This is a genomic window from Pararcticibacter amylolyticus, assembly GCF_003130405.1.
Taxonomy (GTDB): Bacteria; Bacteroidota; Bacteroidia; order Sphingobacteriales; family Sphingobacteriaceae; genus Arcticibacter; species Arcticibacter amylolyticus.
On the sequence record NZ_QEAS01000024.1, the window covers coordinates 1,632 to 23,102 of the forward strand.

Genomic DNA, 21,471 nt, shown 5'->3' on the forward strand with positions numbered 1-21,471 from the left:
ACAAGGTATGTTTTTAAAAGTAGTGTATATATTATTTGTTGCATTAGCTGATTTTTTACTTTATTCGATATTGAATAAAACAGTAAAGATAAGCCAATCTCTATTTTGGTCTTTTTTGGGAGTGCTTTTGCTGGTAATTTTGTTGCACTCACCTTTATTCACAATACCCTCCTTGATGTCTTGGGTGCAATTTTTGCTGATAGTTCAATTCCTTGTTGAACTAGTCATTTTTCACTATGTCGGAAAGTATTATATCAAAAGGACGGAAAGATCAACGCAGTTAAGTGAACAGATAGCCAAGCTTTCTGTTAAAATGGCTTCTTTTATATTCTTAAAGGCCATTTATATACTTGTATTTATCGTACAAGTAATGTTTATTCTTTCGGGCCAGGTTTAAGTAGTAAAATACTAATTTAATACATTTGCTTACTGCGCATACGCTTTACCAGTTTCTGCGTCACTGATGACGGCATTAGCCAGGAACAGGAGTGGAATTACTACATTAGGGTATACAGATCATATAATTTAGTGTCTGATATTTTTCAGCTAAAGGTATAATGGATTCGGCAATTGTTTATAGAGTTAAATAATGCATGTAGTATTGTTCCACTTGGCTGCTTTATACAGCGCATTTAGAAGATCGCAGGTCACGAAAGTCGAGTATAATTCAATAAGAAGATTCGCAGAGGCTGTATTTGAGGCTTCGTTGGGTAATTCGTTATATGTTCGGCATATATTCCTGCTTTCGGGAAATCCTGATTATAATTTGTATTTTAAGTATGCTTTTCTGCTGTTTATAGTTATGTTTTCGGTTGTATGTTATTACTATAGTGGGAGAATTGCACAGTTAGCGCGAAAAATGGACGATAAGGATGTGTTGATCTCGAAATTGGGAGTGTATGTTTATTACATCTTTTCTATTTTGTTAATTTTTATACTGGATATTTTTATTTAACACAGGTTTGTAAATAACACTGCAATAGATAAATATCTCTGACAATCAGAAAAATTAATATATAAAGGCTGCTTTCATCTCTCTTATGATAGAATGATCCTTTTGAAATAGTTTAGATTTGTCGTTTATTAAGTATGTCTAGCTTTATGCTCAAAGCCTCGGCCTTATATATGGTCATTGTAATTGCGCTGGTGATAGCGATTTTTTCATCGTCTTTGATCGCCACTGCTTATTATTACAGGCTTGAGTATCAAAAGAACATTCGTTTAGGGAAACTCGAAACCAACCTTCATTCCGGGATCTCCATGGTACTTTCAGCAAGTTATCCTGCGAATCAGAATGGTTTGGAACAAAGAGTTGATCTTTTTGGAGAGCAAAATGACAGCTTGTTGCTCAGGAAGGAAAAATGGGGGATCTTTGAAGTAGGGACTGTCCGTTCGTTCGTACTGGCTGATACTCTCAAGAAAGCGTTCTTTGTGGCAGAGGAATGCACGAAGGATCAGACGGCGCTTTATCTCAGTGATGAGGACCGGCCCCTCTCGGTAAGCGGAAGTACTCAGATCACAGGAGATGCGGAGCTTCCTAAAGCTGGAATTAAAGAGGCCTATGTAGATGGGAAACCTTACGCGGGAAAAAAGCTGGTGGACGGCAAGATCACTGATAGTTCAAGAGAGCTTCCCAAGCTGAATCAATCAGTGCTGGATGATCTGGAAAAGTACTTCGCCGATAGCCTGGCAGAACAGGAAGAGATTCGAGACACCCTGATTAATTCTTTTTTCAGCGAAGCACGCATCATTAGGATCCCTAAATCACAGCCATTGATCAGTAATCGTTTTATAAAGGGCAAGATCGTGCTTCTATGTGATACGGTGTTAACTATAGGTGAGAACACAGAACTGAGAGATGTAATGGTGTTTGCTCCGGCAATTGTCGTGAAGGAGGGCTTTAAAGGCAGCTGTCAGCTCTATGCCAGGGACTCTGTTGTTGCTGCAGCCAAAACGGTATTTGAATATCCTTCGGCTATAGGGGTCTTAAGAAAGAGCGACAACGGCCAGCCGCGGATTGAACTGGGCAGTGAATGCCGCTTTTCCGGGGTCCTCTTTAGCTGGGAGAGGAAACGTTCGGAGCTGCAGACCATCATCAGCCTGGGGAAGGATGCATTAGTGAAAGGGGAGGTGTTTGCTACAGGCTTTGTGAAGATGGCGAAGCCATTAACGATCGATGGGCGCGTGGCATGCAACCGTTTTATCATTCAAACCCCCTCGACGCTCTATGAAAACTATTTGATTGATATCACGATCAACCGGAAACGAAGGAGCAAGTATTATCTTAGTTCTTTTTTATTTGACAGAAAATCTCCTAAACAGATCCTGCAATGGCTGAACTGACAAAAAAGATAGAAGCCTCCACACTAGTTGAGGTGCTGATCGCGATGGTGATCATTGTCGCAGTGTTTGGCGTTGCTATTGGCATCTATACCAATGTGACGCAGTCTGGTTATTCTGTCAGTACCACGCAGTCGCAGCAACAGATGAGAAAGATTGCGGACGAAAGTATTCTTAATCACGACTGGGAGGACCAGGAACTGATGGAGGACAGCATTATTTACCGGAAAACCGTGAGTGCCTGGCCGGGCTATCAGGACCTGGTACTGATAGAGGTTCAGGCTTTACAGAATGAGAAGGTGCTGGGCAAGTTGCGGCAAGTGGCTAGAAAGGAGGAAAAGGCGGGTGAGTAAGGGAAGGCTTCAGGCGTTTACCATCCTGGAAGTGACGATTGCTATGCTGCTGGCTGCGATTGTTATCGGGATTTCTTATACAGCTTATACGATGATGAGCCGCTCTTACCAGCAGTATGATGATAGAAATGAAAAGGTTGCTGAGTTTGTGCTGCTGAATAAATTGCTCAGGAGAGATATCTCGAATGCGGAGAAAATTGTAAGGTCGCCCGAAGGGATTAATCTGGAGGGCCCTGAAGGAAGTATCATCTATAGCTTCAGTGATGAGTACATTACCAGGAACCAGTATTCCGTTAAGATCGATACCTTTAAGGTTTCGAACAGCGACCTGATAACCTCATTTGAAGAAAAGGAAGTAACAGAAGAAGGGATGATTGACAGGATTAGCTTTACTGGTGTGCTGCAGGAAAGGAAAATACCTCTTGTATATGTGAAAACATATAGTGCAGAAGAGAAGTTTGAGTAATGAATTGTACTGTATTCGTTTTGATGCGCTTATTTTCTCTATCTTGCACCTGATAATAGTGATGGACATATAATGAATACCACTAAGCTTTATATCGCAGCCTTTTAAAAAAGAACTCCGTGCCACAGATCGATCTCTCGCAATACAAAACAAAAGTTCCTCCAAAGAAAAAGAGCTCCGGAAGGAAGGACAACAGTTTTAACTGGGGAGAGTTGCTGAATAAAGATATTTCATTTGGCAAGCCAAAAGTAAACGATAAGCGTAAAGAGGCTTTTTATGTCGAACTGAGTACCTTACTGCTTTCGGGCATAGACCTGAAGACTGCTCTTGATCTCATTCTGGTAGACCAGGACAGAGCAAAGGACAGGATCCTGTTTGAGGATATAAAGGATAAGGTGCTTCATGGAAGTTCACTTTCGGATGCTTTGAAGAGCACCGGGATGTTTACGGATTACGAATATTACAGTGTGAAGATCGGTGAAGAGACCGGTCGGATTGGCGAAGTGCTGACTGACCTGGCCAAATACTATAAGAACCGGATCTCCCAGAAAAGAAAGATCATCAGTGCTGTCACATATCCCATCATTGTGCTGATGACGTCCCTTGGAGCGGTGTTTTTTATGCTGAAGTTCGTGGTGCCGATGTTTGCCGATGTGTTTCAGCGATTTGGAGGTCATCTTCCCTGGGTGACCTCGGTGATCATCCGCTTTTCTGCTTTTACTGATAAATACTTTATGGTCTTTCTGCTGCTCATTATCGGGCTGGCTGTTTTTATATTTCTTAGTAAGGAAAAGCTATGGTTCCGCAAGGCTGTTTCTACCGCGATTCTCAGGATTCCTCTTGCCGGGGATATCGTCAGGAAAGTGTACCTGGCACGTTTTGCCAATACCATGCGGCTGCTGGTGAGTACAGACACCCCCTTATTGCGGTCCATCGCCCTGGTAAGACAGATGATCGGTTTTTATCCCCTGGAAACAACATTGGGGGAAGTGGAGAAATCTATTCTGAAGGGAGAGTCCCTTCATCAGAGCCTGTCACGGTTCAGCTTTTATCCTCCCAAGCTGGTGCAGCTGATCAAAGTAGGGGAGGAAGTCAATCGGCTGGATTATTTCTTTGGTAAGATTTCTGATCAGTATACTGAAGAAGTTGAATACAAGACCGGTACGATCAGCAGCTTGCTGGAACCGCTGATCATTATATTCCTGGGCCTGGTTGTCGGCCTCATTCTGATCGCCATGTACCTGCCGATGTTCCAGATGAGTAATAGTTTTTAGCCGCTTGCAGAACGCCTTATTTTGTCTATGTTTGAGGACTGATCAGTCAGTTATTTAAACTATCAGCAGTTATGTTCTATGTAATTATCAGCGTTTGCTGCAGTGTTACGGTGTCTGTTTTTCTGAAGCTCGCCAGGCGTTATGAAATAAGCGTGGCGCATGCAGTGGTGTGGAATTATCTTGTTTGCTCTTTACTAACTCTTTTGATATACAGGCCGGAAATCAGCGTGAAGGCTTTGGGTAGTGCACCTTTGGGTATTTATGGATTGCTGGCGGTGTTATTGCCTGCTTTGTTTATTATCATGGGGTTATCGGTCAGATATACCGGTATCGTCAGGACAGATCTAGCACAGCGGCTGTCCCTTTTTATTCCCCTTACCACTGCTTTTCTTTTGTTTGGGGAAACCGCTTCTTATGTGAAGATTGCCGGGATAATTCTGGGCTTTGCCGCGATTGTTTGTACTATTCCGTGGCACAAAAATGTGCAGAAACCAGACAAGAGCGGGGTCTGGATCTATCCACTGGTTGTCTTTGCAGGGATAGGAGTTGTAGATGTGTTTTTTAAACAAATAGCGTCATTTAAGGCTCTTCCTTATACTGGGTCTCTTTTTATTATTTTCTCACTTGCATTTATTCTGTCTCTGTTGGTATTTGTTGGAGCTATCTTGTTAAAAAAGACCAGGTTCAGCTGGGTTAACCTTTTTTGCGGAGTGATACTGGGGCTTTTCAATTTTGGGAATATCCTGTTTTACCTGAAAGCGCATCAGGCTCTTCCTAACAACCCATCCGTTGTCTTTTCTGCCATGAACATTGGAGTGATAGTAGCCGGGGCGTTAACCGGGGTTTTTGTGTTTAAAGAAAAACTGAGCCTGTTAAATAAAGCGGGACTACTCATCGCGGTAGCGGCTATTATGATCATTGCTTTTGCCCGCTGATCTATTCGTAGCGCAATGCCTCAATAGGATCCAGTTCTGATGCTTTTTGTGCCGGGTAATACCCGAAGAAAATACCGGTCAGGGCACAAACAATGAACGATATGATAATGGAGGATTCGGAAATGATGGTCGGCCAGTTCAGCAGGGAGGCGATTGTCAGAGACGCTGATACGCCAATGAAAACTCCGATAAGCCCTCCCGTGACGCTGATCAGGATCGCCTCGATCAGGAACTGTAAGAGGATGTCTATGCCGCGGGCACCGATTGACATGCGCAGCCCGATTTCTTTTGTCCGTTCGGTTACAGATACATACATGATATTCATAATTCCTATGCCTCCGATCACAAGAGATATGCTGGCAACAGCCGTCAGCAAGCCTGTCAGCATACTGCTGGTAGAGCCAAGCGTTTTGATCAATTCCGCCTGTGTTCTGACACTGAAGTCGTCCTCTTCATCTGTCCTCAGCCGGTGCGTCTGACGAAGGATACTGGTGATTTGATTAGTAGCTGCATCGGAAGCAGCCTCGCTGACAGCAGAAGCATAGATGCTTTGCAGGTAGGTGGTAGCCAGCACCCGTTTCATTACGGTGGTATAAGGGGCCAGGATAATATCATCCTGGTCCTGGCCAAAACTGCTTTGCCCCTTTTCTTCCAGGATACCGATCACCTGGAAGGGGATCTTTTGAAAGCGGATGATCTGCCCTATGGGGTTCTCTCCGGAAGAGAAGAGGTTCTTGACTACCGTTTGCCCGAGCAGACATACTTTTGCTGAGGAGCGGACATCTTCTTCGGAGAATATGATCCCGTCTTTGAGCTTTAGCTTTCGAATGTCGAGATACTCCGGACTAACGCCCTGTATAGACGAAGACCAGTTTAAAGCGCCTTTAATTGCCTGGCCGCTGCTTGCCACCTGGGGAGAGACAGACGCCACATCAGATGCATCTCTTTCAATGGCTTTTACGTCGTTTAGTGTCAGGGTTTGGAAATTGCTTCCTGCCATGCGGACACCGGGCATATTACTCGACGGCATAACAGTGATCATATTGGAGCCCATATTAGAAAGGGAGGTTTGGATACTTTGTTTGGATCCTTCTCCGATAGACATCATCGTGATCACTGCGGCGACACCAATAATGATACCGAGCATGGTCAAAAATGCTCTTAATTTATTCCTTTGTAATGCTCTGAAAGCTACCCTTACCAGATTTTCCGGATTCATAATTTTAATAATCATCTGTAGCCGGGAGGGTGTCAAGGGCTTCCCGTGCTGATTTCCTGTTTTCGTTTATACTATCTTTTTGCAGGCGGCCGTCCCGCAGCATAATCGTTCTGCTGCTGAATGAAGCGATGTCGGGTTCGTGCGTAACAAAAACGATCGTCTTGTCTTGCTGCTGGTTTAATTCCTGCATCAGCGCCATAATTTCATATGACGTCCTTGTGTCGAGGTTTCCTGTCGCTTCGTCTGCAAGGATCATTACGGGTTCATTCACCAGTGCCCGAGCGATTGCCACCCTCTGCTGCTGACCTCCCGACAGCTGATTGGGGGTGTGGTCGAGACGGTCGGCAAGTTTTACTGCTTCCAAAGCATACATTGCCCGTTCTTTCCGTTCTTTTGCGCTGATGGATGAGTTATAGAAGAGCGGCAGCTCTACGTTTTCCAGAGCACTGGTTCGCGGCAGCAAATTATAAGCCTGGAATACAAAACCGATTTTCGTATTCCTTAACCTGGCAAGTTCGTTCTTGTTCAGGTCTTTGATATTGACGCTGTCGAGGAGATAAATGCCTTCGGTGGGCTTATCGAGGCATCCAAGGATGTTCAGCAGGGTAGTTTTTCCTGATCCGCTGCTGCCCATGATCGTCACAAATTCTCCTGCTTCTACATTAAACGAAACACCCTTTAATGCCCTCACTGTTTCCGAACCTACTATGAATTCGCGTTTCAGGTTCTGTATTTCCAGTATTTTTCTGTTCATTTTTTTCTTCCCGGAGGTTTTGGCATGAATGGACTGGAGCCGGCAGCTGCCTGAGCTTCCGCTCCTCCAAGCGATCCTGTGATCAATACATCGTTTGCTGACAGTCCTTCGAGGACCTCAACCTGTGTATTGTTGTTCAATCCTGTCTTTATTCTTTTCTGAAGTATTTTGTTGCCCTGCAATGTCCATACAAAAGCATCCTGTGATAAACCTGCATTTATCTCTGTTTTATGTGGCGGTCCTCCCGCCCGGCGCTGCGCGAGCGGTACTATGATATATTTGGGTACCAGCGAAGAGTCGGGGTTGAATTTCAATGCTTTTGCCGGGGCAAGCAGCGTGTTTTTTGATTCCTGCGTATAGATCGTAACGTTGGCCGTCATACCCGGCTTCAGCTTTTTGTCTTCGTTAGGAGCATTGATGATGGTGGTATAAGTGACTACGTTTGAGGAGACCACCGGACTTAACCTTATTTCCTCAACGGTTCCGTTGAATACAGAATTGAGATAGGCATCGACGGTGAATGTAGATTTCAGCCCTTTGGCAACGTTTCCTATATCAGCTTCATCCACCTTCGCCTGTACCTGCATTTTCGTAATGTCCTTGGCTATACTGAAAAGAGTAGGCGTGCTGAAGCTGGCAGCAACAGTTTGTCCGACACTTACCGTCCGGTTCAGAATGACGCCATCTACGGGTGCGTAGATCTTTGTGAACGAAAGGTTTCGTTCGGCTGAATATAACTGTGCTTCTATGTTTTTTACACTGGCTTTCGCATTATTATAACTGTTTAAAGCCAGTTCGTATTCTGCCCGGCTCAGGGCGCCGGTTGTGTATAATTCCTTTTGCCTGTTAAAGTTGCTTTGCTGATAGTCGAGGTTGCTCCTGGTTTCTGTCAGGCTTGCCTTAAACTGGTCTACACTTGCCTGCATAATGGAGGGATCGAGCTCTGCAAGCAGCTGGCCCTTTTTTACCGTTGAATTAAAATCGGCGTAAAGAGCCTCTATCGTTCCCGATACCCGGCTTCCGACTGCAGTGGTATCCACCGGCTGGATAGTTCCGGTTGCCGTTACGGTCTCTGCTATATCTCCCCGTTGAGGCTTCTCTGTCTGAAGGCTGACCATCTGTTCTTTTTTCCGGAAGAAAAGAAGCCATGCAAGAAGTATCAGTGCGACCGCTGCTACCGGAATAATTATTTTTCTGTTTCGTTTCATGTTCGTATTAAAGTTTTACGGGTATTCCTGAATAGAAGTCGTATATGCTTACCGAAAGCGCTGTGGTGTATTTTGCCTGGACATAGGATTGCAATGCCTGTACATAAGAGTTCCTTCGCTGGTAAAAATCGTAGATATTTGCAGCGCCAAGTCTTAACTCTTCGTTTGCAATGCGATATACCTCCTGGTTGTATTTAAATTGCTCTGATGCCGCTTTATACTGGCTTCGTGCGTTGATTGCTGTGATATAAGCCTGTTCGACAGCCTGGGAAAGTACAGTTTTTGTATTCTCAAGTGTGAGCTGCGCCTGGTCAATACTAATCTTTGCTTTTTCGATGTTCGTTTTGTTCGTTCTCTTTGTGAAGATGGGAATAGAAAGGCTGAGGCCTGCCTGTTGGTAAAAATTGTCACCTAATTGCGCGGATGATGTTTTAAGTGCATTACTGCCTGCATAACTGGTGCCTGCTCCCATGCCCGCACTTAATACTGGCTTGTAACCGGCATTTGCTTTTTTCAGGTCGAGCTGTGCGCTTTGAAGTCCTAACACATCATTCTTCACCTCGGGCCTGTTTTGCAGAGCGTATTGCCGTACCTGCTCAAGGGAGGGGATCATGACATCGGCCATCACGGTATCGGGTTTTACAATATCGAATTCTGTTTCCAGGGGAAGCTGAAGCAGTTGTTTCAGATTGAGTAAATCCTTCCTCTGCGCATTTTCTGAAGAAGTCAGGGTATACTGATCATTGGCAAGCTGTGCCTCAAACTGAACCACATCTTTTCTGGCGATGCTTCCAGCCTTATACCGCTGACGGGCCTGCTGCAACTGGGCAGTGGAGGTGTTTACCAGGTCCTGCGAGTAAACAATGCTTTCCTTGTCCAGGAGAATATTCAGGTAAGCCTGAGTAATCTGTAGTGTGAGGTCATTTTCCTGCTGGAGAACATTCAGATTGGCCTGCTGAACTGCCAGATCCTGTTGCCGGATGCTGGCCTTCAGGTAACCTCCGTTGTAAAGCGTCCATGAGGAATTAAGGCCGTAGGATCCGGATGTATTTGTTCCTGAGCCTTGTGTATTGGTAAATGTCTGGCTTGCGGAACCATATAGGTCAGGGAGAACGGCCGATTTTGCTAAAAGGAGATTTTGCTCATTTGTTTTGGTGTTTAACTTTAATGAGCGGATCTGAATATTATTCGTCTTGGCATAATTGAGACATTGCTGCAGGTCCCATGTTGCCGGCGGCCCGGCGGATACGCTATCCTGTGTTTCTGCCTGAAGGAAAGAACAGCAGCAAATACATATTAAACAGCCTGTTAAAATCTTATATATCATATTGTCGTTTCTTATTTATCAGCTGGCAGCATGATAATCTGTACTAACAGGACAAAAGAAGTAAGCTTGTTTAATCTGTTAAAATAGAATAGACGCAGACTTCCTGATTATAGATCAGGAAGTATAGTTTATGGATAAAACAACAGGGGTGAAAGAAACCCGGAGCTTTTGCACTCCGGTAGATAAAAGTGGTGCTTTCGTCTGTAATAAAGGCCTTTCCGCCGATGCCGGGTTTGTTGATAAAAGAATGTTAGCTATACTTGTTCATAGTGAGGTATTGGATCATGAAACAGACGGAAAGAAACCGGTTATTCACTTTCTTAGTCCATATTATGCTGTGGCTGCTGTTTGGGCTGCTGCTGTTATTTTATCTGCCCTGGACATGGGGCGGGCATCTGCCACCTGAATTCTGGATTAAGCAGACAATAATCTTTGTGCTCCTGGTGGGCGTATATTACCTCAATTCGCTGGTGATCGTTCCGCATGTGTTACAGCGGAACCGGTTTTTAAATTTTGTTCTTGCCGCTATTCTTGTTTCTGTTTTTGTCACATACCTTGCTCAGTCTACCGAGAAAGTCCTTCATCTGCAGGAACTGATGGATAAGGCCGGGCAGCAGAGGCGAATTGAAAACCGGCCGGAGAGACCTGTCATTGATATGTTTATGCTACTGATGTCTTTCCTGGTGATGGGTATCAGTACCAGTATTGCTGCTGTTCAAAACTGGCAGCGTGATGCCAGGGAAAGACAACTCCTGGAGCAGCAAAAAGTAAGCTCTGAATTATCCTTATTAAAGGCTCAGATCAATCCTCATTTTTTCTTCAATACCCTGAACAACATTTATGCGTTAACTCATATAGATATTGAGAGTTCGCGAAATGCACTTCATAAGCTTTCGAGGATGATGCGTTATGTCTTGTATGAAACACAGGCTCCCATGACGTTTCTCTCAAAAGAGGTTTCATTTGTGGTGGATTATATCGAACTGATGAAGCTGAGGCTTACGGATAAGGTGAAAGTTAAGTTTGATCCGCCGGAGATCGTGCATGATCTTGAAATTGCCCCGATGTTGCTCTTGCCTTTTGTTGAAAATGCATTTAAGCATGGGATCAGCTCATTTGAACCGGGGTATATTAGCATCAGTATCCGTGCAGATGATAAATCGCTGGAACTGGATATGAGAAACAGTATTTATTCTCAGAACAGGACAATACTGGAAGAAGGCAGCGGAATAGGAATGAGCAATACGCGCCGCAGGCTGGATCTATTGTACCCGGAACGATATAAACTGGAGATAGCAGAAAACCGGGATGCTGGTGAATTCAGGGTATCTCTTAAAATTTTTCTGTTATGATATTAACATGTATAGCGGTTGACGATGAACCCCTGGCCCTTGGCCTGATTGGAGGTTTTATTGAGCAAACACCGTTTTTGCAGTTGCTGGGCAAATATAGCAGTGGGATTGCGGCTATGAAGGAATTGCCGGAACTAAAGCCTGATGTGATCTTCCTGGATATCCAGATGCCCGACCTCAGTGGGATGGAACTTACCCGCTGGTTAAGCCAAAGTCCGAATTTGGCTCCTGCGGTAATTTTTACTACCGCCTTTAATCATTTTGCTCTTGAAGGGTATAAAGTCAATGCACTCGATTATCTGCTTAAACCGTTCAGCTACGAGGAATTTTTGCGGGCTGCAAATAAGGCACTCAACTGGCGCGAGATGCTGGGGGCCGGTGAGGCTGGAAAGATAAAAGATGATCCCGATGAATTTCTGTTTCTGAAGTCGGAATATCAGCTCGTAAAGGTGATGTTCAGGGATATCCTGTATGTAGAGGGCTTAAAGGATTATGCGAAAGTGCATTTTAGTACTGGCGAAAAGTCACTGCTTTCCCTGATTACTTTAAAATTACTGGAACAGAGGTTGCCTGCGAGGCAATTTATGAGGGTACACCGGTCTTTCATCATCTCGCTGGACAAGATCAAATCGGTAACCCGCAACACTATCCAGATTGGTGATATCCATATTGCGGTGGGAGAACAATATAAGGACAGCTTTAACCGGTTCCTGAGCCGCTGGATGTAACTAATAGAAATCGGTTATTTCCGGCATTTGCATCATCTCTTCCTGAAGCCTGTTCAGGTTTTCTTTGGTTCCGGAGATCAATATGACCACGCTGAGTTTATTGTCTTTTTTGGAAACCTGGACGATCTTGCATTTCAACCTGTTCGCCTGGATCTTCTCTTTCAGCAGCTCGAGATAAGAACAGTCGGCGTCACTGAAGTCTATATTGATGGTCTTGTTCTTCTGAAGCTTCTCGATCAGCGTTTCAATTTTGGTGACCAGCGAAAGAACGATAAAAGTGATGACGGTAAAGACCAGGGCCATTCCATAGTAGCCAATCCCTACCGTCATCCCGATAGCGGCGGTCGTCCATATCACAGCTGCTGTAGTCAGCCCGAGAACGGAAAGCTTGTCTTTAAAGATCACTCCGGCTCCTATAAATCCGATGCCTGTAATAATGTTGGCAGAAACCCTGTCGTCGCTTCCCACGCCGAAGCGCGAGACAATCGTGAAAAGCGTTGATCCTAAACAGATCAGGACGATGGTCCGGAATCCCGTCGATTTATTCTTAAATTCACGCTCAAATCCAATGATCCCTCCGCAGATCACCGAAACAGCAACACTGACCAGATCTTCATACGCAACGGTGAAATCCATAGTAACTTTTCAATTGTAAGATGCTTAATCCGAACGGATATCATACTAAAAGGTTTGAAACAATATAAAGTTGAGAGGGTTGTAAAAATATAAGAGTAAAAATCAGCCATATGAAAACACCATTGAAAGAGAAGGACACTAAAGAGTCACCATTGACTGAACAGCCGCTTTCTGAGAAAGATGAGGTAAAAGCTGCGGAGCAACGGACGATGAAGGCACAGGACCAGTCTTCAGTAAAAGGAGAGTTGAAAAACAGGACTGACGATAAAAAAGATAAAGCAAAAAAATAACGGAGCTCCTGATTTTGCTGTTGACAGTAAGAGCTATCCTCAGATAGATGGCGAAACGGAGGTTCAGGTACGTATTATTAAGTACAAGAGCTGACGTTTTGTAAATAAAAGCAATTTATCTAAGTTTGGCGGCTTATCGGGTATAGCCAATGGATTCTTATTTTGAACTGAGGAAGAACGGGAGTTCTGTTACTACAGAAATTGTTGCCGGGATTTCATCCTTTTTAGCAACTTCCTACATTATTGTTGTGAATCCTTCTGTTCTGAGCCAGACGGGAATGCCCTTTACCGGCGTGCTAACGGCTACTGTGATTGTTTCATTCTTCAGCAGCCTGATGATGGGTTTTTACGCAAAAAATCCCATCCTGGTGGCGCCCGGAATGGGACTTAATGCCTTTTTTACTTTTTCTGTAGTCCTCGGCCTTAAGGTATCGTGGCAGGTGGCGCTGGGAGCTGTCTTCTGGTCGGGCATTGTCTTTTTTCTGCTTTCGGTCTTCAACATCCGTACACATATTGTAAAAGCAATTCCCAGGCCGGTCAGGTATGCCGTATCGGCCGGAATAGGCCTTTTCATCACCATGATCGGACTTTCAAATGCGAAGTTCATCGTATCCGACCCTGCTACGCTGGTTTCGATGGGAAAGCTGACGCCTGCTTTGCTGACTTTCGTTGCCGGATTGCTGGTAACGGCTATACTGGTTATCAGGAATGTGAAAGGGGGCATTTTAATCGGTATTCTTTTTACGACGCTTGCTGCTTATCCTCTGGGACGGTGGTGGGGACTTGAAGCTGCACCGCTCATTTCATGGAAAGGGCTGGTTTCGGCTCCTGACTTCAGCCTTCTATTTCAGCTTGATCTCGTTAATTCACTCACCTGGGCGGTAGTGCCGGTGATATTTGCGTTTGTATTTACCGATATGTTTGACAGCTTGTCTACCTTCGTGGGAATTGCGGAGGCGGCTAATCTCCTGGATGAGCAGGGCGAACCCAGGAATATTAAGAAATCTCTTCTGACGGATGCGGTATCTACCACACTGGCGGGACTTGTAGGGTCGAGCCCCGGCACTGCTTATATTGAATCGGCGGTTGGGGTTGAAGCCGGAGGGCGCACAGGGCTGACTGCCGTAGTAGCCGGCTTTTTATTCCTGCCCTTTCTTTTTCTTGCACCTTTGCTGTCGGTTGTTCCTGCTATTGCCACAGCTCCGGCTCTTGTGCTGGTTGGTGTTTTCATGATCCGGCCGGTTGTGAAAATAAACTGGATGAAACTGGACGATGCCATTCCGTGCTTCATCGCCATGGCACTCATTCCCTTCACTTATTCGATCACGCACGGGATTACGTGGGGATTTCTGAGCTGGACGGTCATAAAGATCGCTTCGGGAAAGAAAAATGAAATAAGTCCGGCACTACTGATCATAGATGTCTTCATCATTCTTTCCATGCTGATAGGATAGCATGTCGTCAACCATGCTCAGAGGTGTCAGTGTACTTTTTGTGGTGCCTGATGCAATTTCCATTTGCCGCTCTCAAGTACAAACCCGGCTTCGTGCTTTTTTTCTTTTTTCAGATCATCCATGCATGCAGAAGAGAAAGGGGTGATGTTTTTGAATACGGTGGTGTACTCAACAGTTGCCTCTTTCTTATTATCACTGAGCCGGATATCTGTTATGGAAGAGATATCTTCTTCCGCCACTTTTACTCTTTGCACCCCGCGGCTTTTCTCTTCAGCGGTAACAGGGATAAGATAGGGAGCAGCCTTGTCATTCAGAATAATCTGCTGTTGTCCCATGTCGCCAAGAGAAACCGCTTCTTTTATCGTGATGAATTCTGCTTTTTCTAAGTCCGTATTTATCAGCCTGGCAGCCTGGTTTGGGTCGGTGGTGATAATTTCTACGTCCAGTGTCCGCGGATATATTTTGCTCTCCTTCAAAACCTGAAGAGCCTGTTCCTTATCCAGCTTTTTCTGAGTACAGGACTGGATGAGAAAGATAACCAATGCAGATAATATCCATTTTTTCATAGTTCTTACCTTATTATAACAAACGTACAAAATTGTTTATATACTTGTAACAGCGGCTTTATTATAAAACAATGAAGAAATTTTCTGTTTTCGTATTCTTATTGTTTATCTGTCATGGCTTGTCCGCCCGGCAGGTGACTGAACTTCCGAAAGGCCCTGCAACAAGTATCCGTGGGATGAGTGTAGCCAGTCCAACCGTTGTCTGGCTTAGCGGAAGTAAAGGATGGTTTGCCCGCAGTAAAGATGCGGGCAGGACCTGGGAATGGAAGCAACTTAAGGAATATGTTGCCTTTGATTTCCGCGGAGTAGCAGCGTTTTCTGCAAGTAAGGCTGTTTTGATGAGTTCGGGAAGCCCGGCGGTGATCCTGTATACGGAAGACGGTGGTGAAAACTGGAAAGAATCCTACCGGAACGAGTCAAAGGAAATATTTCTGGACGGGATAAGTTTTTATAATGGGAGTGAAGGGTTGGTTTACGGAGATCCTATCCTGGGGAAAATGCAGCTGCTGAAAACGGAAGACGGCGGAAAGTCATGGTTTAATATTTCGGAAAAACTTACGATCCCGCTTGCCGAAGGCGAAGCGAGTTTCGCTGCCAGTAATACGGGGATTGAAACAAGGTCTGACGGGAGTACATGGATCATTACAGGCGGCAAAGCTTCAAGCGTTTTTTATTCAGCTGATAAAGGAGAGAGCTGGCGGGCTTTTGATAGTCCGATGCTCCGGGGAAAAGAGACGCAGGGCCCTTTTTCAATCTGTTTCTATGACAAAAGCCGGGGTGCTCTGTCAGGAGGGGATTATCAGGAAGATACGCTCAGCAGGAAGAATTTTTTTGTAACTGAGGATGGAGGGGCCATCTGGAGGGCGCCTGTCCGCGGGCCATCGGGATTCCGCTCCTGCGTAGCCTATATCAGCAAAAATATCCTGATCGCGACAGGTACCTCGGGCACGGATATTTCAAAAGACGGAGGCCGGTCGTGGAGTTCCTTATCCTCACAGGGGTATCATGTTGTATCAGTACTTCAGAAACAACGCTCAGCACTGCTTGCGGGATCGGACGGGAGGATAGCTCTTATCCGGCTCTGAAGTACTGCCCGCCTTACCTATCATTCCATTGTCATGAATCAGGCTTTAATTGGAATATCGGAAAAAGTCGATATATCTTTGTGTTATGGATCAGCTGGAAATATTTAAAGCACTTTCTAACAAGACCAGGCTTGAGATACTGCAATGGCTGAAAGAGCCTGAAACGCACTTTCCTGTACAGGAGGAGGGGGTATGTGTGGGACTTATACAGAAGAAGGCAGGGCTTACCCAATCAACAATTTCTGAATACCTGAGCATTCTTCAGCGTGCAGGTCTCGTGGAGGCAACAAGAGTGGGACAGTGGACTTACTACAAACGTAATGAGCAGGCATTTGAAAAACTTAAGGAACTTATCAGCACAACTTTGTAAATAAAAAACAAACATGAATACAGATAGTCTTTTCAGTCCGTTTAAACACAAGAGTTTAAACCTCAGGAACCGTATTGTGATGGCTCCAATGACGCGTTCTTTTTCGCCTGGCGGTATCCCGACAGACGGCGTCGCTGAATATTATGAAAAAAGGGCGGCGGGTGAAGTTGGATTAATTCTTTCGGAGGGTACTGTGATCGGCCGGCCTTCGTCTTCAAATGATCCGAATGTGCCTCATTTTTATGGAGAGCAGGCGCTGAACGGATGGAAGAATGTGATAGACGGCGTGCACAGCGCCGGGGGAAGCATGGGACCTCAGATCTGGCATATGGGCGTGATGAATAATCACCATTCGGGATGGGTGCCAGAGGTTCCTTTTGAAGGTCCGTCAGGTTTAAATAACCCTGAACTGGAAAATGGCAGGTCTATGTCTGAGTCTGATATTGCCGATACGATAGCTGCTTTCGGAAAAGCTGCTGCTGACGCAAAGAGGCTTGGCTTTGACTGTGTTGAAATTCACGGAGCACATGGTTATCTCATCGACCAGTTTTTCTGGGAAGCTACCAATCTGCGTAAGGATATCTACGGAGGGGCAACTTTGGCAGAAAGAAGCCGTTTTGCAACTGAAGTAATCCGTGAAGTAAGGAGGCAGGTGGGAGATGATTTTGCTGTGATCATTCGCTTGTCACAATGGAAAGCCACAGCTTATACAAATAAGCTTGCCCGGACGCCCCAGGAAATGGAATTATGGTTGAATCTCCTGGCAGATGCAGGTGCTGATATCTTCCATTGTTCTCAGAGAAGGTTCTGGGAGCCTGAATTTGAAGGTTCGGACCTGAACTTTGCCGGCTGGGCTAAAAAGCTGACCGGTAAGCCGACGATCACCGTAGGCTCGGTTGGATTGACAGGAGAATTCCTAGCCGCATTCCAGGGAGAGAGCTCAGATCCGAGCAGCCTGGATGAACTGATTCGCCGTTTTGATCGCGGAGATTTTGACCTGGTTGCAGTGGGCCGTCCCTTGCTTGCAGATCCTCAATGGGTGAAGAAGATCCATGAGGGAAGGACAAATGAGCTGAAAGGTTTTACGCGGGAGGCATTGGCAGAACTGGTATAATAACATATACCATAATCATATTTACAGAAGGACCCGGATATTCCGGGTCTTTTTTTTGCTGAGGAACCTTTGTTTTTATTTTTTTTGCTGACTGAATGTCTTTAATATTGCGACCGTTTAAATTATCCTGAAAAAAGAAGAATTCCGGATAGATAATCAGGGCATTTATGAAAATTACTGCATTCGAGACAAGAGACGATGAAAAAAGGGCGTTTAAAAAGTTAGCCGACAGCCTGAATATTGAAATTGTCTTAATCAATAAACCGCTAAGCCAGCATACAATAGAATTAGCAGCTGGAAGTCAGGGCGTAACCGTGCTTGGGCATAGCAAAGTGGATGAAGGAATCCTTTCTAAACTAAAAGAGCTTGATATTCATTACTTGTCAACCCGTACAATCGGGTATAATCACATTGATCTTGAAGCAGCAAAGAAGCTGAATATCAGGATCAGCAACGCCTGTTATGAACCTCATGGAGTCGCAGATTATACCGTTATGTTAATCCTGATGTCTTTACGTAAATACAAACAGGCACTGTTCAGGGCGAACGTGAATGACTATTCATTAAAGGGATTACAGGGCCGTGAAATGAGGGATATGACAGTGGGGATTATCGGAACCGGGAAGATCGGCGCGAAAGTGATCGATAACCTCTCGGGTTTTGGCTGCCGGATCCTGGCGTATGATACTTACCGGAACGGGAATATACTGCAAAAGGCAGAATATGTAAGCCTGGATGAACTTTATCAACAGTCAGATATTATCAGCCTGCATGTACCGCTTCTTGATAGTACATATCAAATGATCAGCCAGGACAGCATTGCTAAAATGAAAAACGGGGTGATCCTTGTGAATTGTGCAAGAGGAGAACTGATGAACATAGCAGATCTGATCTATGCTATTGAACATGAAAAGATAGGGGCACTGGCCCTGGATGTTTTTGAAAAGGAGGAGGGAATCTATCACTTTGACAGAAGGACCGATATCATCAAAAACAGGGATATGGCCTACATCAGACAATTCCCTAATGTAATTATGACCCAGCATATTGCATTTTATACCGACAGGGCAGTAGAAGAAATGGTGGTATGCGGTGTCCAAAGCCTGCATTCTTTTATCAAAGGTGAAAAAGCCAGTACTGAGCTTCTTTATTAGAATATCTTTGATAACGACTCTTTTGTCTTCAATTCCTGTTGATAAAATCAAAATTGGAAGGCGTGATTTATCTCACATTTTGATAATATCGTAAAATGCAATCGTTTGTCATGAATTATTTGTAATAATATCTTAAATATTTATCAATATATAAATATTTGTTTACTTTTGTTGTGAAAATAACAATGAAACAAATGAAAACGATTTTATATTTCGCATTTTTAGTTCTCGCTTTATCATTTAAAGGTTACGCGGACGAAAAGAACAAAGGAGAAAAGAAAGGAGCTGAGGTATCCTATTTCGCTGAAAATAATTTTCTTGCTAAATACCAGGGAGCGGAAAATGTAAAGTGGACTGTAACCAATCAATTCCAGAAAGCAACCTTCACATTAAAAGGTGTAAAGCTTGCTGCTTTCTTCGATATGAACGGTGAATATATCGCTACTACACAGTTTGTGGATGCAAAAAAATTACCTGCGGTAGGAAAGAACAGATTAGAGAAGCTTTATAAAGGTTATGAGATCGAAGAAGTTGTCAGATATGACCTGGATTCTCAGGAAGATTCACGTCTGGAAATGCTGACAGGCAAGAGAGCTTATAATACTATCTATTTTGCAAGCCTTAAAAACAACGATGAGAAGGTAGTTTTGAAAATTACCCCTGACGGAGATGTATCTTATCTTAAAAATCTATAATAATCAGTCAGATTAGAGCAAAAAAAAAGCTTCTGCATCCCTGCAGAGGCTTTTTTTGTTTAACGCCTGTTTTTTGCGCGATTATAATCTGGGTTTGTAACAAATTTGGTAGATTAGTCGTCTATCTGAGGATAATCAACCTTAAAATAATGAGAAGAATTTATTCAACCATGATGGTTTGCCTCGCTACGGTGGTCGTTTCAGCCCAGGAAAAAACTGCCGGACTCCCTGGTGACACAACATTGCCTTCAACTAAAGAAGAGCTGACTAAACTGGCTGCATCTGAAGTTAAAACCTTTAAGTATGCAGTAGAAGATTATTTCGCCCGGCCGAAACAATCGGTCTTTAAATTGTCTCCTGACGGAAAGTATTTTTCATACAGGGAGAAGGACGCTTCAGGGAAGCGCCATGTCTTTGTGAAAAATATTCAGACCGGCGAAACAAAAAAGGTGCTGGAAGAGGGGAAAGAACTTATCCGTGACTATGGGTGGGTGAATAGCAGGCGCCTGATCTATATTCAGGATCAGGGAGGAAATGAGAATTACCAGCTTTACGCAGTTGACCTGGACGGAAGCAATGATCTGGCATTGACTCCTTTCAGCAATGTGAGGGTGAGTATACTAAAAGTTTTAAAGGATCAGCCCGATTTTCTGATCATTCAGATGAACAAGGACAATCCTGAGATCTTCGAACCTTATAAGATCAATATCCGCACCGGTGCTTTGGAAAAACTCTATGAGAACAAGGATGCGGCTAATCCTATTGCCGGGTATGATTTTGATAAGGACGGCAACCTGAGAGGCTATTCAAAACAGGAGGGCGGAACAAATTATAGCTTCTTTTATCGTGAATCCGTGTCCTCTCCGTTTAAGAAAATAAAGGAAACGACATGGAAGGATAATTTTTCCATCATTGATTTTGATTATACCTCGAAGAACAAAAACCTTGCTTATGTATTATCGAATCTGACCAGTAATACGGCAGAAATTCAGTTGTACGATCTCAAGACTAACACACCCGTCAAAACGCTTTACAGCAATAAAGTTTTCGATTCTGAGGGGCTTGAAACTTCGAGAAAGCGCAATTATGAGATAGATTATTTTAGTTATACCGGAGAAAAATCAGAGATAGTGCCGGTTAGCGCTGCTTTTAAGAAACTATACGCCCGGTTTAAGTCGCAGTTCGGAAAGTATCAGTTTGGTATTATCAGCAAAACGGATGAAGAAGACCAGTATCTGCTGATTGTAACGAGCGATAAGCTATACGGGAAATATTATACCTACGATCTTAAAACCGATAAGTTTACACTTCTTGCTGACCTGATGCCAAAACTGAAAGAAGAGGATATGGCGGAGATGAGGCCGGTTAAATTCAAATCGAGAGACGGGCTGGATCTTTACGGCTATATCACCATCCCGAAGGAAGCAAAATCCGGCGCAAAGGTGCCTTTAATCGTCAACCCTCACGGAGGGCCTTACGGGCCGCGTGATGAATGGGGATTTAACCCTGAAACGCAGCTGTTTGCAAGCCGCGGGTATGCGACTATTCAAGTCAACTACCGCGGATCAGGCGGGTACGGGAAGTCTTTTTCCCTGGCCGGCAGTAAGCAGATTGGCAGAAATATGCTGAATGACCTGGAGGATGGTGTGGCATATGCTAAGTCTCTCGGCTTTATAGACGGGGATAAAGTTGCTATTTATGGCGGAAGTTACGGCGGGCTGGCTACATTGGGCAGCCTCGTAAAAACTCCCGAATTGTATAAGTGCGGGGTTGATTATGTGGGGGTGTCGAATCTCTTCACTTTTTATAAATCATTCCCTCCTTACTGGAAGCCTTTCCTGGCGCAGGTGTACGAACAATGGTATAACCCGGAAGATGAACAGGAGAAAAAGATAATTGAACAGATATCTCCGGCGCTGAATATTGATAAAATTAACAAACCATTATTTGTTGTCCAGGGCGCTAACGACCCAAGGGTAAATATTCATGAATCTGATCAGATCGTTAAGAGTTTAAGAAGCCGGGGCTTTGATGTTCCTTATATGGTAAAGTATAATGAAGGTCATGGTTTTGGTCATGAAGATAACAGGATTGAATTATACAAATGTATGGTAGGGTTCTTTGCCTATCATCTTAAATAGCGTTTTAATT

General features: G+C 44.3%; 23 protein-coding genes. 17 read left to right on the top strand and 6 right to left on the bottom strand.

Annotated elements, in window-relative coordinates; translation table 11 throughout:
- From DDR33_RS26780 to DDR33_RS21810, 6 genes are all read left to right on the top strand, one after another.
- The coding region (locus tag DDR33_RS26780; protein WP_238387895.1) for a hypothetical protein at nt 1-397 on the top strand (397 nt) is incomplete at its 5' end.
- 728 nt (nt 398-1,125) lie between these two features.
- Nucleotides 1,126-2,343 (top strand): hypothetical protein, encoded by a 1,218-nt coding sequence (locus DDR33_RS21790; protein WP_146198827.1) that lies wholly within the window; start codon nt 1,126-1,128, stop codon nt 2,341-2,343.
- Nucleotides 2,331-2,693 carry a hypothetical protein gene (locus DDR33_RS21795; RefSeq protein WP_146198828.1) on the top strand — a complete coding sequence of 121 codons (363 nt, stop codon included), beginning with the start codon at nt 2,331-2,333 and terminating at the stop codon, nt 2,691-2,693. Before DDR33_RS21790 ends, DDR33_RS21795 begins: the two co-directional genes overlap by 13 nt.
- Entirely contained in the window at nt 2,686-3,159 is a 474-nt protein-coding gene (locus DDR33_RS21800; protein ID WP_109417925.1) for a PulJ/GspJ family protein, read from the top strand. Before DDR33_RS21795 ends, DDR33_RS21800 begins: the two co-directional genes overlap by 8 nt.
- A gap of 119 nt (nt 3,160-3,278) precedes the next feature.
- Complete coding sequence (locus DDR33_RS21805) at nt 3,279-4,433, top strand: type II secretion system F family protein (RefSeq protein ID WP_109417926.1); 1,155 nt, start codon at nt 3,279-3,281, stop codon at nt 4,431-4,433.
- 71 nt (nt 4,434-4,504) lie between these two features.
- A complete protein-coding gene (locus DDR33_RS21810) occupies nt 4,505-5,368 on the top strand; it encodes a transporter (protein ID WP_109417927.1) in 864 nt (287 codons plus the stop codon).
- Between the two features lies 1 nt (nt 5,369).
- Here the strand turns inward: DDR33_RS21810 and DDR33_RS21815 are convergent, their stop codons facing one another.
- The 4 genes from DDR33_RS21815 to DDR33_RS21830 are packed head-to-tail and all read right to left on the bottom strand — an operon-like array spanning nt 5,370 to nt 9,876.
- Nucleotides 5,370-6,587, bottom strand: coding sequence for an ABC transporter permease (locus DDR33_RS21815; protein ID WP_109417987.1), 1,218 nt, complete (start codon nt 6,585-6,587; stop codon nt 5,370-5,372).
- A 4-nt stretch (nt 6,588-6,591) separates the two neighbouring features.
- A complete protein-coding gene (locus DDR33_RS21820) occupies nt 6,592-7,341 on the bottom strand; it encodes an ABC transporter ATP-binding protein (protein WP_109417928.1) in 750 nt (249 codons plus the stop codon).
- Nucleotides 7,338-8,549 carry an efflux RND transporter periplasmic adaptor subunit gene (locus tag DDR33_RS21825; protein ID WP_109417929.1) on the bottom strand — a complete coding sequence of 404 codons (1,212 nt, stop codon included), beginning with the start codon at nt 8,547-8,549 and terminating at the stop codon, nt 7,338-7,340. Before DDR33_RS21825 ends, DDR33_RS21820 begins: the two co-directional genes overlap by 4 nt.
- 7 nt (nt 8,550-8,556) lie before the next feature.
- Complete coding sequence (locus tag DDR33_RS21830) at nt 8,557-9,876, bottom strand: TolC family protein (protein WP_109417930.1); 1,320 nt, start codon at nt 9,874-9,876, stop codon at nt 8,557-8,559.
- A 130-nt stretch (nt 9,877-10,006) separates the two neighbouring features.
- On the opposite strand from DDR33_RS21830, the gene DDR33_RS26505 reads away from it, so the two are divergent.
- Genes DDR33_RS26505 through DDR33_RS21840 form a run of 3 tightly spaced genes read left to right on the top strand, consistent with a single transcriptional unit; the run spans nt 10,007 to nt 11,956 of the window.
- Nucleotides 10,007-10,282: a hypothetical protein gene (locus DDR33_RS26505; protein ID WP_202913814.1), complete on the top strand. Its 276-nt coding sequence runs from the start codon at nt 10,007-10,009 to the stop codon at nt 10,280-10,282.
- The gene (locus DDR33_RS21835; RefSeq protein ID WP_202913815.1) at nt 10,209-11,228 is read left to right on the top strand and encodes a sensor histidine kinase; all 1,020 of its coding nucleotides are present in this window, start codon (nt 10,209-10,211) and stop codon (nt 11,226-11,228) included. The genes DDR33_RS26505 and DDR33_RS21835 overlap by 74 nt, the downstream gene beginning before the upstream one ends.
- On the top strand, nt 11,225-11,956 hold the full coding sequence (locus tag DDR33_RS21840) for a LytR/AlgR family response regulator transcription factor (protein WP_109417932.1): 732 nt from the start codon (nt 11,225-11,227) through the stop codon (nt 11,954-11,956). Before DDR33_RS21835 ends, DDR33_RS21840 begins: the two co-directional genes overlap by 4 nt.
- Here the strand turns inward: DDR33_RS21840 and DDR33_RS21845 are convergent, their stop codons facing one another.
- Nucleotides 11,957-12,592, bottom strand: coding sequence for an MgtC/SapB family protein (locus DDR33_RS21845; protein ID WP_109417933.1), 636 nt, complete (start codon nt 12,590-12,592; stop codon nt 11,957-11,959).
- A gap of 110 nt (nt 12,593-12,702) precedes the next feature.
- On the opposite strand from DDR33_RS21845, the gene DDR33_RS21850 reads away from it, so the two are divergent.
- Both DDR33_RS21850 and DDR33_RS21855 read left to right on the top strand, forming a co-directional pair.
- Nucleotides 12,703-12,882, top strand: a complete 180-nt coding sequence (locus DDR33_RS21850) for a hypothetical protein (protein WP_109417934.1) — start codon at nt 12,703-12,705, stop codon at nt 12,880-12,882.
- Nucleotides 12,883-13,031: 149 nt separating this feature from the next.
- Complete coding sequence (locus tag DDR33_RS21855; protein WP_109417935.1) at nt 13,032-14,336, top strand: NCS2 family permease; 1,305 nt, start codon at nt 13,032-13,034, stop codon at nt 14,334-14,336.
- A 26-nt stretch (nt 14,337-14,362) separates the two neighbouring features.
- On the opposite strand, the gene DDR33_RS21860 is transcribed toward DDR33_RS21855, so the two are convergent.
- Nucleotides 14,363-14,902 carry a hypothetical protein gene (locus DDR33_RS21860; protein ID WP_109417936.1) on the bottom strand — a complete coding sequence of 180 codons (540 nt, stop codon included), beginning with the start codon at nt 14,900-14,902 and terminating at the stop codon, nt 14,363-14,365.
- 71 nt (nt 14,903-14,973) lie between these two features.
- On the opposite strand from DDR33_RS21860, the gene DDR33_RS21865 reads away from it, so the two are divergent.
- From DDR33_RS21865 to DDR33_RS21890, 6 genes are all read left to right on the top strand, one after another.
- Nucleotides 14,974-15,987 carry a WD40/YVTN/BNR-like repeat-containing protein gene (locus DDR33_RS21865; protein WP_109417937.1) on the top strand — a complete coding sequence of 338 codons (1,014 nt, stop codon included), beginning with the start codon at nt 14,974-14,976 and terminating at the stop codon, nt 15,985-15,987.
- Between the two features lie 85 nt (nt 15,988-16,072).
- Entirely contained in the window at nt 16,073-16,357 is a 285-nt protein-coding gene (locus tag DDR33_RS21870; RefSeq protein ID WP_109417938.1) for an ArsR/SmtB family transcription factor, read from the top strand.
- 13 nt (nt 16,358-16,370) lie between these two features.
- Nucleotides 16,371-17,471 carry an NADH:flavin oxidoreductase gene (locus tag DDR33_RS21875; protein WP_109417939.1) on the top strand — a complete coding sequence of 367 codons (1,101 nt, stop codon included), beginning with the start codon at nt 16,371-16,373 and terminating at the stop codon, nt 17,469-17,471.
- 167 nt (nt 17,472-17,638) lie between these two features.
- Entirely contained in the window at nt 17,639-18,625 is a 987-nt protein-coding gene (locus tag DDR33_RS21880) for a D-isomer specific 2-hydroxyacid dehydrogenase family protein (protein ID WP_109417940.1), read from the top strand.
- Between the two features lie 194 nt (nt 18,626-18,819).
- Nucleotides 18,820-19,320 (top strand): hypothetical protein, encoded by a 501-nt coding sequence (locus tag DDR33_RS21885; RefSeq protein WP_146198829.1) that lies wholly within the window; start codon nt 18,820-18,822, stop codon nt 19,318-19,320.
- 149 nt (nt 19,321-19,469) lie between these two features.
- Nucleotides 19,470-21,461 carry a S9 family peptidase gene (locus tag DDR33_RS21890; protein WP_109417942.1) on the top strand — a complete coding sequence of 664 codons (1,992 nt, stop codon included), beginning with the start codon at nt 19,470-19,472 and terminating at the stop codon, nt 21,459-21,461.
- Nucleotides 21,462-21,471 lie beyond the last annotated feature (10 nt).